This is a genomic window from Solibacillus sp. FSL W7-1324 (assembly GCF_038008025.1).
In the GTDB taxonomy this organism is placed as follows: Bacteria; Bacillota; Bacilli; order Bacillales_A; family Planococcaceae; genus Solibacillus.
The window spans coordinates 1,577,871-1,592,003 of sequence record NZ_JBBOYH010000001.1 but is presented as its reverse complement, the minus strand read 5'-3'; the positions used below and the strand labels follow the sequence as shown (position 1 = coordinate 1,592,003).

11 protein-coding genes are annotated in these 14,133 nt (G+C 35.6%); 10 read left to right on the top strand and 1 reads right to left on the bottom strand.

Annotated elements, in window-relative coordinates; all coding sequences use genetic code 11:
* The first annotated feature begins 125 nt into the window (after positions 1 to 125).
* The 4 genes from MKY71_RS07640 (at position 126) to MKY71_RS07625 (ending at position 3,939) form a co-directional block, all read left to right on the top strand.
* The gene (locus MKY71_RS07640) at positions 126 to 812 is read left to right on the top strand and encodes a CoA transferase subunit A (protein WP_340732076.1); all 687 of its coding nucleotides are present in this window, start codon (positions 126 to 128) and stop codon (positions 810 to 812) included.
* A gap of 19 nt (positions 813 to 831) precedes the next feature.
* Entirely contained in the window at positions 832 to 1,491 is a 660-nt protein-coding gene (locus MKY71_RS07635; protein WP_340732075.1) for a 3-oxoacid CoA-transferase subunit B, read from the top strand.
* 125 nt (positions 1,492 to 1,616) lie between these two features.
* Positions 1,617 to 3,053: a GntP family permease gene (locus tag MKY71_RS07630; protein ID WP_340732074.1), complete on the top strand. Its 1,437-nt coding sequence runs from the start codon at positions 1,617 to 1,619 to the stop codon at positions 3,051 to 3,053.
* A gap of 118 nt (positions 3,054 to 3,171) precedes the next feature.
* Entirely contained in the window at positions 3,172 to 3,939 is a 768-nt protein-coding gene (locus MKY71_RS07625; RefSeq protein ID WP_340732073.1) for a 3-hydroxybutyrate dehydrogenase, read from the top strand.
* Positions 3,940 to 4,099: 160 nt separating this feature from the next.
* Here MKY71_RS07625 and MKY71_RS07620 read toward each other — a convergent pair whose 3' ends face one another.
* Positions 4,100 to 4,987: an alpha/beta hydrolase gene (locus MKY71_RS07620; protein WP_340732072.1), complete on the bottom strand. Its 888-nt coding sequence runs from the start codon at positions 4,985 to 4,987 to the stop codon at positions 4,100 to 4,102.
* Between the two features lie 248 nt (positions 4,988 to 5,235).
* Between MKY71_RS07620 and MKY71_RS07615 the strand changes: the two genes are divergently transcribed.
* From MKY71_RS07615 to MKY71_RS07590, 6 genes are all read left to right on the top strand, one after another.
* Positions 5,236 to 5,658, top strand: coding sequence for a cobalamin biosynthesis protein CobN (locus MKY71_RS07615; protein ID WP_340732071.1), 423 nt, complete (start codon positions 5,236 to 5,238; stop codon positions 5,656 to 5,658).
* Positions 5,659 to 6,129: 471 nt separating this feature from the next.
* The gene (gene gmtY / locus MKY71_RS07610) at positions 6,130 to 7,617 is read left to right on the top strand and encodes a gamma-mobile-trio recombinase GmtY (protein ID WP_340732070.1); all 1,488 of its coding nucleotides are present in this window, start codon (positions 6,130 to 6,132) and stop codon (positions 7,615 to 7,617) included.
* A complete protein-coding gene (gene gmtZ, locus MKY71_RS07605) occupies positions 7,618 to 10,335 on the top strand; it encodes a gamma-mobile-trio integrase GmtZ (RefSeq protein ID WP_340732069.1) in 2,718 nt (905 codons plus the stop codon).
* A 48-nt stretch (positions 10,336 to 10,383) separates the two neighbouring features.
* A complete protein-coding gene (gene gmtX / locus MKY71_RS07600; protein ID WP_340732068.1) occupies positions 10,384 to 11,028 on the top strand; it encodes a gamma-mobile-trio protein GmtX in 645 nt (214 codons plus the stop codon).
* A 388-nt stretch (positions 11,029 to 11,416) separates the two neighbouring features.
* Complete coding sequence (locus MKY71_RS07595) at positions 11,417 to 12,871, top strand: DUF5677 domain-containing protein (protein ID WP_340732067.1); 1,455 nt, start codon at positions 11,417 to 11,419, stop codon at positions 12,869 to 12,871.
* On the top strand, positions 12,858 to 13,940 hold the full coding sequence (locus tag MKY71_RS07590) for a hypothetical protein (protein WP_340732066.1): 1,083 nt from the start codon (positions 12,858 to 12,860) through the stop codon (positions 13,938 to 13,940). Before MKY71_RS07595 ends, MKY71_RS07590 begins: the two co-directional genes overlap by 14 nt.
* Positions 13,941 to 14,133: the final 193 nt, after the last annotated feature.

Below are 14,133 nucleotides of genomic sequence, written 5' to 3'. Positions count from 1 at the left end.
CGTTCAAAATTCTGTCACAATTCTGACACCTCATATTGTGCTTGTAATATTATTCTGTTTTAATACAAATTATCACGCTTTAAAGCAATATTTTCTAAAAAATAGTTTCTATTGGAGGTAACACTATGAAACACATTTTCACTTCTGCAGATGAAGCAGTAAGTCAAATTCAAGATGGTGCAACAATCATGGTCGGTGGCTTTGGATTGGTTGGTATTCCTGAACAACTTATCCTGGCACTTGAAGAAAAAGGAGTAAAGGATTTAACGGTAATTTCGAATAATTGCGGGATAGACGACTGGGGTTTGGGACTCTTATTAAGAAAGAAACAGATTAAAAAAATCATCGCCTCTTATGTTGGAGAGAACAAAGAATTCGAACGCCAAGTACTATCCGGTGAAATTGAAGTGGAGTTAACTCCTCAAGGTACACTTGCTGAACGGATTCGTGCAGGCGGTGCGGGTATTCCAGCCTTTTATACTCCAGCTGGCGTCGGGACAATCATCTCTGACGGAAAAGAAGTCCGAAATTTCAATGGGAAAGATTATGTTTTAGAGACCGCACTTAAAGCAGATTTTTCAATCATCCGTGCTGTGAAAGCCGACCACTTAGGCAACCTGATTTATAACAAAACCGCCCAAAATTTCAACCCGATCATGGCTGCAGCTGGTGAAGTGACGATTGCAGAAGTGGAAGAGATTGTGGAAACAGGTATGTTAGATCCAAATATGATTCAATCACCAAGCATCTATATTCAAAGTATGCTTCAGGCAAAACAAGAAAAGAAGATTGAAAGATTAACAGTACGTTAATAAGAGAGGAGAAATTCAAATGACTTTATCTAATAGAGAACGTATTGCCATTCGGGCAGAAAAAGAAATTGAACATGGAAACTATGTCAATTTAGGAATTGGCATGCCTACATTAGTTGCCAATTATATATCTCCGGATAAAACCGTCATCCTGCAATCCGAAAATGGTCTACTGGGAATCGGACCGTATCCAACAGAAGATCAAGTAGATCCGGATTTAATCAATGCCGGAAAAGAAACAATCACAACAATACCTGGTTCCTCTTTTTTCACGAGTGCGGAATCTTTCGCAATGATTCGTGGCGGACATATTGATGTTGCTATTTTAGGTGGAATGGAAGTTTCCGAAAATGGTGATTTAGCCAACTGGATGATTCCAGGAAAGATGATTAAAGGTATGGGTGGCGCGATGGATTTAGTCCATGGTGCCAAAAAAATTATTGTCATCATGGATCATGTGTCCAAAGATGGTTCACCAAAAATTAAAAAGGAATGTTCTTTACCTTTAACAGGCAAAGGCGTAGTCAATAAAATCATTACGGAAAGAGCGCTTATTGAAGTAACATCACGAGGATTGGAATTGAAAGAAGTATTTGAAGGCTATTCGATTCAAGATGTACTTCAGTCAACAGAAGCCACTCTAATTGTTGAGGATGTAAAGTTAAGCGTTTCCCTTTAATTTGAACGTATTTCTAGTTGTTACTGCAACGGGTACAAGTAATTTGCACTATCGATTCTTCTGCACTTAGAAGACACAGTATGTAAGGGTTTTCTGGCTCTTACTATGATACAAGGAGGATTTATATGGATTTATTGGTTATCTTATTGGCGCTTGGACTCTTAATGTTTGTTGCGTACCGCGGTTACTCCGTCATTTTATTCGCGCCGATTTGTGCGCTTTTAGCGGTCGTCTTAATTGCACCGGGTAACGTTTTACCATTTTTCTCAGGTATATTCATGGAGAAAATGGTCGGATTTATTAAATCATATTTTGCTGTATTTTTATTAGGTGCCATTTTTGGTAAGGTTGTCGAAATGTCCGGCATTGCTGAATCAATTGCAAAGACAATTGTTGGCTGGCTAGGTGCGAAACGTGCAATGCTGACGATCGTATTGCTCGGTGCCATTTTGACATACAGTGGTGTTAGTCTATTCGTAGCTGTATTCGCAATTTACCCATTTGCTGCACAAATGTTTAGACAAGCTAATATCCCGAAACGGTTAATTCCAGGTACGATTGCTCTTGGTGCATTTACCTTTACGATGGATGCCCTACCCGGGACACCGCAAATACAAAACGTTATTCCAATCGCCTTCTTTAAAACGGACATTTATGCTGCACCGATTCTAGGAATCATTGGGGCCATTGTCGTTTTAACATTGGGATTACTATACTTGGAAGCTAGAAGGAAAAAAGCTGAACTTGCTGGAGAAGGTTATTTTGGATTTGATTCGGAATCGGCCGTTACGGTTCAAAATGCAGAAGGAAAGGATGAGCCTGCTCTTCCCGATTTAACAGCCAAACAATCGGTATCCAGACAAATTTTAGCTTTCGTCCCGCTTGTTTTGGTTGGTGTTACAAATAAAATATTTGTGACGAGTATTCCGAACTGGTACCCGAACGGCTTTGATTTTGAAGCACTTGGCTTGAGTGCCTATAATGTGGATGTCGCTACATCGGCTCCAATCTGGGCCATCATTATGGCGTTGATTGTCGGGATCATCTCCTCCATTGCATATGATTATAAAAAAGTGTTTACCGGTTTTAAAGACGGAGTGAATACAGCCATTGGCGGGTCGCTGCTGGCAACTATGAATACCGGTGCTGAATATGGATTTGGTGGGGTCATCGCAGCCCTTCCAGGATTCGCAAAAATCAGTGATGGAATCTCTTCAACATTTACTAATCCACTTGTTAATGGTGCAGTTACGACTACTACACTTGCCGGTATGACCGGATCCGCATCAGGTGGTATGGGGATTGCTTTAGGAGCTATGGCCGAAAAGTATAATCAGGCAATTATTGCGGCCAATATTCCACCTGAAGTTATGCACCGTGTCGTGGCAATGGCTTCAGGAGGGATGGATACCCTTCCTCATAACGGCGCGGTCATCACCCTGCTGGCGGTAACAGGATTAACACATAAACAGTCTTATCGTGACATTTTTGCTATTACCATCATTAAAACATTAGCCGTATTTGTTATTATCGCTCTTTATACATTCTTCGGATTAGTTTAATAGGCTGGTAGTTATGAAGTGGGCTGTGTTATATACAGAGAGTTTTCAATAGTGCTTGGACAATCAAAATTAAACGGAGCCAGCTCTTTTGGCTCCTGATCTAGGAGGCGGTTTTTGGGTGGTACAAAATAAAGTGGTTTTCATTACAGGTGCAGCACAAGGTATTGGATTTGAAATAGCAAAAGATTTTTATACTAAAGGTGCTATTGTCGTGCTGACCGATATAAATGAAGAAAAAGTAAAAGCAGCAGCGAGCACGCTTGGTGAAAGAGCTGCTGGATTAAAATGCGATGTTACAAAAGAAGAAGAAATTATAGCTGCAATAAATGAAACAATCCAAAAATTTGACCGGATTGACATACTTATAAACAATGCGGGCATGCAACATGTAGCAATGTTAGAAGATTTTCCAACAGAACGGTTCGAACTACTAATAAAAATCATGTTAACGGCTCCATTTGTATTAACCAAACATGTATTACCACATATGAGAAAACAAAAATTTGGTCGTATTATTAATATGTCATCCATTAATGGACTCGTTGGATTTGCAGGAAAAGCCGCATATAATTCGGCTAAACATGGGGTTATCGGGTTAACAAAAGTCGCGGCGCTTGAAACTGCATCAGATGGCATTACGGTTAACGCAATTTGCCCGGGATATGTAGATACACCACTTGTTCGAAACCAATTGCAAGACTTGGCAACAACACGCAATATTCCTCTCGAAAACGTATTGGAAGAAGTGATCTATCCACTCGTTCCCCAAAAACGATTACTTGATGTAAAGGAAATTTCTAATCTTGCTTTATTTATTTCAAGCGAGGATGCAAAAGGAATGACTGGTCAGGCTGTCGTTTTAGATGGTGGGTACACAATACAATAATTAAATACAGGTGTGTTGAAATTTAAAATTTTCAACACACCTGTTTTCTGTTAGTTCAATTCACTTTCCCCTTACAAACTACTGGTAATTTGGCCGAAAAATATCCACCAATCACTTAACTGTGTCGGATAATATACATTTTATACATTATTCATTTGAGTTAATTCTTTATAATATTGAGCAGTTGTTTCATAGCTTTCTTTGCTTCCGGGATCGGAAATACCGGAAAAACATGATTCATTCTCGGGTATTCGAAGTAATGGATTGTTACACCTTGTTCTTTTGCTTTATCCAGTAGCATAGCTGCATCGACAAGCAGCAGTTCACCAGTTCCGACAAAAGCGGTAATTTGACCGATGTCTTTCAGTTCCCCATGGACGGGACTTATTTTGTAGTCCGTTAACTCCAATCCGTCCGCCCATAACCTGCCAAGCTCCTGTGCACCTAGCACACCTAGCATCGGGTCCAGTTTTTCAAGTTCTTTATAGCGCGGATCTTCACCGCGTACATCCAGCCATGCGGAATGTAGAACAATATGCTGTGGCTGTTTTTTTGAGAACCTCTTTACATCCTGCGCCAGCGCCAATGCCAGTCCACCGCCTGCTGAATCCCCCATAAAAATAAACGGCGCATCATATTTTAAAACGAGCTGATCATATAAATCATGAATGGCAGTAAAGCACTCTTTATGTGTATGTTTAGGCAGCTTCGGATAAATCGGCACGACAATCGTGAAGTTTGATTCCTGTGCAAGCTTCACTAAATAGCGCCAATGAAAAATCAGTGGATCATTAATATAGGCACCACCATGGAAATAATAGATGACCTTTTCCGGTGTTTGCTGATCATTGATCGTGTAATAGTTCATGCCATTCAGTTCGTCTTTTTGGATTTGGTGCTGCTCTTTGAATGTAGCATCCAGTTCATACGGTCTCTCGTTATGTTTCATTGCAATAAAATCATCGAGCAGGCGTAAATCCATAAATTTCTTTTTCGTTCCGCGCAGCACTAAAAACTTCTCAAACAATACACTTTGCACACTTCGCATACAATGCCTCCCTTTATCTCACACCCAATTTAACATTTTCCCTTTGTTATCAATTCGCCTAAAATCGATTGATCCCCTTCTAAACGGAAAAACGTTTCCCTTATGCATATGCACATTTATACTTTATTAGAAAAGTCCTTACGTAACTTCAATCTCTTATTATTCCAATAAAATGAAAATAAGATCATTTTGAAACTTTTTTCCAACTTATTCGTAAATTTTGAAATGAGTTTAGAGGGGGCATGTTCATGCTTATTGGATTTTACAGTGCACTTATCATTTTCACTTTATTATTTATCATTGCTGCTTTCTTTTTTATCCGGCAATTCGTAAATAAGAAAGTATCCCTCTATAACTTGAATACATTAATGTTAGGTGTGCTTTCGTTGTTTATGCTGATTGTTTCAGGGATTTACAGCTACGATTTCTATCATCTGCAGACAGGTGATCAGAAAACTGCTGGAGGAAGTTGCGAAATCACCTTTGTAAATGGGCATGGCAGAAGTATCGATACGACTGAGATTACGATTGAAAATAAAGTTTACAATATTAAATCCAGTTCTTACAAAGACTTCCCGGATGGGCGTTATCAATGTGAATTAACGTTTTTACCGATTACAAAAATTGTGACGCAAATCGATATTGTGACAACAGGAAAGAAAGGTGATTAATATGATTGATTTTTCAATTGCATTCATACTTATTTTAGTTTTTATTACACCACTTATTCTATCGATCTACTACCGTGAAAAACCGAAAGTGGATAAAGGTTTTAAAATTGCCTACCACGGGCTATCATACCGCCGTAAATTTTTGCGCGACCTTTATTCGATTCCCTTTTGTATTATAGCGTTGATCATTATTTATTCGCTTGAAGGTTTCACTAATCTCTTTATATTTTTCACCCTCTTTTTCATACTACTTTTTGGGATTCAAACTACGTACAATTATATAAAGTGGAAAAAAGAGGATTAGAAAAAAGCCTGAGTTCATATGTTATATAGGGTGAAATATTTATAATCAAACTACTAAAAAGGTATTACATTTTAATGATGTAGTACCTTTTTTATTGTAGTTATATGTAAACATATATGGTATTATATGTAATAATATAATCAAACTATTGGTATTGGAGGATATATATGGTATATGTTCAGGTATCTTCTAAAACATATAGGGATAATACAGGAAGGAGCATAGACTTTCCTACTCTTCTAGTTGAGCATAATGGAAAGACAATGCTTTTTGAACAATTACACAGATATCAAATAAAAAATCGTTGTAAAAGCGGGACTTGGCATATGAAGTTAGTGCAAGCTGTTGGACTATTGCTTGATTATATGGAAGCTAATCAGGAATATTATTCTTCTCCAAAAGAATTCTTTGATACATTTACGGAGTCTGTTTATTCAGGAACAATAAATGAAGAAGGTTTAGACCCTTCGGGGCTTTATTGGTTACCTAAAAGAGTTGAAACAGCGAATATGCTTTTATCTGCTTTAAATGGGTTATCAGATTGGTTATATGAAGAATATGGCACTGTTCAATTAAATCCTTGGAGAAAAGCCACAAAATATGAAGAACGACTTAACTGGATGGCACAGATAAACAAAAGTCAGAACTCATTTCTAGGGCATTTAAACGATGTTCATGAAATCTCTGAAACCGCAAAATTAGCTCGCAATGTTGTAAAAAGAAGAAATCCATACTCATCAAAAGGAGGTACAAAAGCCTTCCCCGAAAATGAAATAGATAAGCTCCTATGGGAAGGGTTTAAGAATAATAGAAAGAACGTTGAATTAGACCTTGTTGACCGTTATAACTGGCGTGATATTGCCATCACTATACTGATGCATGGCGGTGGACTAAGGCATAGTGAAGTATTTCATTTATGGGTACAGGATGTCTTCCCTGACCATGAAGACCCAAATCTTGCTGTGGTACGAATCTATCATCCAAGCGAAGGAAGAGCACCGCAGGATTTCAAGCACCCTACTACTGGTAAATATATAACAGACAGAAAAAGCTATCTGTTGTTAAAATATGGTTTACTTCCACGTAATATATATTCAGCACAGGACAAACGATTTGCAGGCTGGAAAGAACCAAGACTTGATAACGGTGAAGATAAATACATGCATGTTTACTGGTTGTCAAATGAATGGGGATACATCTTTATGTATGTATGGAAAATGTATATGGCAAAAAGGTTACGAGATGGCATTAAAGATACTCACCCATTTGCCTTTGTCTCACATTCACCTAAAACGTTAGGCGAAATGATGCCACTTAGGACTCAGAGGGAGTCTCACGAAAAAGCGGTTGAAAAGATTGGTTTGACAGTCGGAAAGAAAGATGGCACTACTCCACATGGACATAGACACGCATATGGTCAAAGACTTAAAAATGCCAATATACATGACCGCATTAAACAAATTGCCATGCACCACAAATCCATAAAGTCTCAGCAAGTCTACACAGAGCCAACAGTTGCAGATGTTACAGCTTCACTAAATAAAGCCACTGCATCTTTGGATAATGGTTATGTACTTCCAATGCTGACTGAGATTGATGAATGGATGAATGAAGAAACTAAACAGCAGAACAAATACAGATATAGGAGAAAATAAATGGGAAGAAAAGGTTATGAGAATTCTTTTAAGTATAAAATGATTGAAGAACTTTGCAACGGCAGATCAGCAGCGGATATTCAGCGAGAAAATGGTGTTAAAGATAGTACTGTTTTGAAATGGCTCCGAGATTTCATTAAAAACGGAGCTTTTGATGATAATGCATTATCGCCAAAAGAAAATCTGAGGCTTGAACAGTTAAAGGAAAAAGCCAGAAAAAGAGAAGTTGAGTTAAGGACTCATGGAACGACTAAGAGCGAAAACCTCGAATGGCTTTTAGAATATGATTCTGATTTACAGCAATGGAATGAATATGCGACGGAATGGGTAAAAACGGTTATAAGAGGCAAAGATGCAACACTTAAATCTCTATCAAACTTCTTTAAGAAATACGTGATTTCCTATAACATCACTAGGTCTGTGCAGGAGTTCATTTCAATAGACTATGACACCCCAGATTTTTACGAGATTATTTATGCAGAAAGCGGCTCACAATCCCATGCTTTAATGGTTGCAAAAAAGATTGTTGAATTTGTTGACTGGATTATTGAGGAGAAGTTTTCGGTTGAAGATGATTTAGGAAAAAAGCTTACTCCGGCAGAATTTAAAAATCCTCTAACAAAATACTTACCAGAATCTGTGAAATCATCACAACGTAATGAATCAGATAAGAATGTCCTGCCTTATAGATACATTAAAGACCTTCGTAATATACTCTGCCCTCCAAATGCAACCTGCTTTAAAGACTTGAAATTTTCACAAAGTGCAGGGGATGCAAAGAGTAAAGGTGGTGATTGGTTCATTGTTGATAAGTCTGTTATTGATGAAAATGACACAGACTGTGTTTACAGGTTCAGAGAAACTTCCAAGTATGAACAGAGAGAAAAAGGACTTCTGGAAGAAGTATATGAGATGTGGTTTCCGGGGTCTACTGTGTTGCTTTTGACAAAGCTCCTTCTTCCTTTGAGAACTTATCAGGTGCGTATGCTTGACAGTGGAGAAATGGATACTTATAAGTATGTGCAGTCTATGCGAAATGTGGCTGGAGAATGGATTAAGAATGATTCACATTTAAGTCAGGGTACAGAAAGAAATCCTTTTGAAAGAGGAGTTCTTCGTAAATTCAAAGACAAAACAACACAGATTGAAATGACAGGTTTTTTTATCAACACGAATAAAACAGCAGACATCAACAAAGAGGAATACGAAAAAGGCTATGATATTCCTTGGCAGTACGAAGAAGCACAATACTGGCTTGCAAAACTTAGGGATTGGCAAATGAAGTACAATCCTATTTATCAACCTGCAAAATGGACAGAACTTACAAGAAACCACTTAGGGCAAATAAAATCTGAAAAGATTTTAAAACAAATGGGGGAAATCACATTTCTTTTCAGAAATCCTACTTCAATAGGACAGGAACACTTGCCAATAGGAGTAAACGGAGTTGATTATCTTTGGTATAAGACTCTTAAACAGCTTGAGGTTCAGCTTGAAGAAAATACATCATCCGAAGAAGAAAAAACATTAAAATTTGTGCGTCCAGACAGTATACGAACGACTTATTATCCCCTTCATTCACTCAGAGTATCACTTATAACTGCCTATGCTCTTGAAGGTGGAGTTCCAATGCCTATTCTTTCAAAGGCTATCGCAGGTCACGCAAGACTCATTATGACTCTTTATTATACAAAAGCAGGTATTTCATATGTTACAGATACAATGAATCAGGCTGAAAAGAGCATTCTTGAAAATGATAAAGAAGCTTTCGATAGATTTATTAGAGATGCAAAGTATGAACAGTTAGAAACAAGTGTAGCTGCCAATGACCCAATAGCTTATCAGGCAGTAATCAACGCTCAAAAATCAGGTGCAAGTATTATTATAAGTGATAAAGGAATTTGTCCTAAAGGCTGTTTTGGATGCGATTCAGGTGGCACATATGTTAATGATGATACGGATAAAATCACTTATGGTGTTGTTCCGGGTTTTCCAGAGCAAAACTGTGTCAGATGTAGATGGTTCGTAACTAGTCCTGCTTTTCTTCCGGGCTTAGTGCATCATTTTAATACCATAGGCTACAATATAGCCGAAACAGGAAAACGAGTGATTAAATATCAGCGCGATATAGAACTTTTAGAAAATGAAAAATATGAATGTGAGCTTAGTAGAACCATATTTACAAAACAACATGAATTGCTTAAATATGAGCAATTATATACACAGGAGATACAGAAGAATGATAAGCTAGCAAACGATTATAATGCCACTCTTCGTCTTATTGATAAGTGTATGAAGTTAATCAAAGGAACATCTTCTGATGATGGATTTCAGCTTGTTACCGTAGGTTCTATATCGGATATTGATATTTCTATTAACAAAGTTGAACATGAACTTGAACAGCTTCAAATCATCTGTAATGGAGCGGAACTTTTTCCAGAAACAGATGCAAGCAAGGCAGTTCTTCAAAGGTCTCAAATCATAGATTTAACATTAAAAAATAACAATAAAATGCCCGTTATGTTCTCATTAACAGAAGAAGAACAGCTTATTGCAGGAAATCAATTCATGAGGCTTTTAATTAGTCGTGCAGGTAGTTTTAAAGATGCTATTCCTTATGCTGAGGGGCGTAAGAAACTTGAAGAAATCGGGTTTCAGAATGAGTTTGTGGATGAACTTAAATATGTGACTTTAAACAATAATTTATTACTAATATAGATAGTTCTACTATTGATTAAGAATAATTTATGTAATGGAGGATATATGATGGAAATGCATCCAGATGAACTGTTCTCAAAGTTTTATGAGAACGCTTCTACAAGGAAAAAGAAAACATTAGAACTCATAAATAATGCCTGTAAAAAACAGTCCGAGTCTGACATAAAAGATTTTTCCATTGGCACAATAGCCAGAATGATAGCAGATGATGGTGGTCCAAGTGAACAGGCACTTAGAAACAAAAATGCCGAGGATTACAGAGTTTTGATAAGCCAGTGGGCTAAATACTATGAGACTACCACTAAAAAGCCTAAAAAAGAAAAGAGAACAACCGTAAACGATGATATCTTAGCAAGTATTTCCGAACCAACAACAAAGGCATTGGTTGGTATGCTTATGGCAGAGAATAAAAAGCTCAAAAGAGAAAACTCTCTGCTTAAGGAACAAACAACCTTTACGATTGATATGCGCCCTACAAACGATATAAGCAGAAATAAGGATGTCGTTATAGTCGAGCCTTCTTATAAGTTGATAGATACCGAAATAGATGCACTGAGAAATGCCATATCAAACGAATTTATGAATCGTCAGGGATGGACACCCGATAATTATGGCAGAGTAAAACAAAACGGAATTCAGATATATAAGGCTGGATATGTAACTGCCTTACAAAAAATTCTTAATAAAATATAAAGGCTCTGTCCTTAAAGATTATTGCTAATGGCTCAATAACGGAGTCAGTTTTTTAGCTGTCTCCGTTATTGAACTAAAACCCTCGATAGTTGAAGACTCGAATCTGTGAAAAATTTAATTCAAATTCTTCAAGGAAGAGGTTCAATACATATTCAGCATTTTCTGAACCCCCTATGTTAAAATCTCTAAATAAAAAAGATAGCGTATGGCTACCCATCTTGCTTCAATTAACTTTCTACAACAACGTAAGCAAGTAATGAAATACACCGATTATACAAATTGCATAATTAGACACCTTCCTCAATTATTTTTTAGTTATTTTTTCCATTCACATTAAAAAGTGATAGAATCGAAAGTGAATATTATAAAAAGAACAGGGGGCTAATTCATGGAGTATAAAGGTCATAAATTTAAAAAAGGAAGATTTATAACACCTTTCAATGAAATATTAACCCAAATTGGAAAAGAAGAACAATGGTATTTAGGAAGACTACCCGAGTATATTTGGATAGCTTTAATTTACAAATCTAATTCTCGCCAAGAATCTATTCAATTAATTGAATCTATTTTAAACGAACTGAATAAATACTTACCACCAGAAGACAATCACCCTAAGATTTCAAACATTTTAAAACTCTCAGAAGAACAACAGCAAGATTTTTATGCATACCTAATAACTAAAATGGATAAAAGTATTCTATCTCCACTTACAATTATCGTTAGTTATTCTGTGAGTAGATTATTTGCAAAATATTTCTCCAACCATGAAGTTAGCCTCGAAGAGAAAATAAACTCATTAGAAGAAATACTTAAAGACTTTTCAAGTCAACATTCTAATCAAACTACAGATCTAAGGTATTTAATCTTTTACTATATGCAATTAAAAAATAGGATTATTATGCCTGCACAACATATTGAACTAATTGAACAGTATCCATTATTAGAACACGATAATCCTTTAATGGCGATGATTAGACCTACTATAAGAACTTTAGAAATGGTTTCACCCGCTTTTGAAAAAAATATAGATATAACGTATCTTGAATTATTTTGGGAAAGGATGAGTGAATTGACTGAATGTGAGCTTTTTCAAATTAAGTTTGATGTAGAAGATTTAACAGATAAAAAGGAATCCTTAGAGAAAACATACCAAGAGTTAAAGTATTTCACAGATTTATTCCATACAACATCTCCATTGGATAATAAAATGTTAGTTTTGTTGGGGATAGCAACTTTTTCATATAAACGATTTTTGGAATTAGTGGAATTTAATCTTTATAACACTATCACAGGTCGAAGCATCACCAGATCTTTAATCGAAAACTATATTATGATGAAATATTTACTCCTTAGAGAAGAAGATAAGGAGAATATTTGGGAAGAATATCAATATTACGGGTTGGGCCAGTTTAAACTGATAACCGAAAGATATGAAGATAGTGGCGATATCTATCCTAACAGTCATGTAGATTATAAATATATAGGATTGCTAGTTGAAGAATATAAAAGCAAGAATTTTATCGATATGGATTTGAATTATTTTGGGAGCCATAATATTAAAAAGAAAGCAGAAATGGTAAATGAATCTGATTTGTATAAACATCTATATGATTACGATTCAATTTATGAACACGGTTTGTGGGGAGCTATTAGAGAAAGCAGCTTGTTAAAATGTAATACTGCTAGTCATCAATTCCACAGTGTTCCAGACATTGAGAATCAACAGAATTTAAAAAGTGTATGGCATGATTCTAAAATGCTTATGCAAAAAACATTAGATCTTGTAAAAGAATTGTATGGGTATCCTTACCACTTGGAGGAAGTCCAAAATGGTAAAAACTAAATTCATGGAAGAATTAATTGAAATCCAAAGTGAGTACATTCACCTTTTAGAATTAGGTTTAAAAGATTGGGAGGAAGAATATTTTATTGAGTTTGTAGAAGAATTAAATTTATTTTGGAAAAGAAATGAAAATGTACTAAATACAATATATGAGTATGAATTTCCTAATTTAGAAACTATTTTTCTTACGGCTGTCACTAAAATCGACCTCGAATATTTACAGCATTATTCTATGAAATTAAGCGGGAAAATCTGTTTAATAGATGATTCTTTAATAAGCTATTTGAACCTTTTAGACAAAGATTTACCTCCAAAAATGCGTGAGAAATTTTCAAATGTCATTCAAGAAAATATTCAAGAGTCAATAGAGTTATTTAAAATTGCATCAAACGATTTTTTTATATTACCTTTGCGCACTGTAATTCCAATCGAAATCGTTACTAAAGCTGCAAGGCAATTTTTTGTTTCTTTATTCGAAGGCATTATTAGTATTGAGGATTACTTTAAAAAAATAAACAGTTTTGAAGATATAGAAAGGTATTTAAAGGAGCCAGTTAAAGATTGGATATTATTTGGTTGGGATGATGAGGTAGGAAATAACTCTTTAAAAGAAAGATTCACAAATTTTATCAATACGGAATTTATGGGTAACAAAGAATCGCCTATAAGTGAAATATTTTTCTTTTCACAAATTGGTTATTTATCACAAGGAATGAATATCTTATTCACTATGTCTACAACTAACTTTGTACCTTATATCCGTGGGAATTTGCCTTTTAAATATCTAACCGTATTATATACGTCTCTGAAATATAATTTAAAATTAGATTTAGATCAGCAAATTATTAGAACTTCTATTAGCTACTTATTTGAAAGAATTTTTGATTATGAAAAGTTAATAAATGTGACCTATAACGAATTCTTAACTAAAATAGATGGACTCAATTTATATGGATACGTTATCAAAAATTTACAGCTTGAAAATAAAGAATTACATGATATCAGCTTACGGGACGTTAATTTAGCTGTGAATGAATTTTATGAGGATAAATTTTTACCTCTGTTTTAAATGTATGAGCCTATCAAATATGAATTATATTTGATAGGCTTTTAATTATGTGCAAATTCAGCAAAAGTATTATACAAACGAAAAATCCAGGATATTCTTGAAATTAAAGGCTTTTAATATAATTTAGGATTTATGAACACTCTAATTTTATAGAGATACACCAGCATCGGTTGGATAACTTCGTTTACATCAT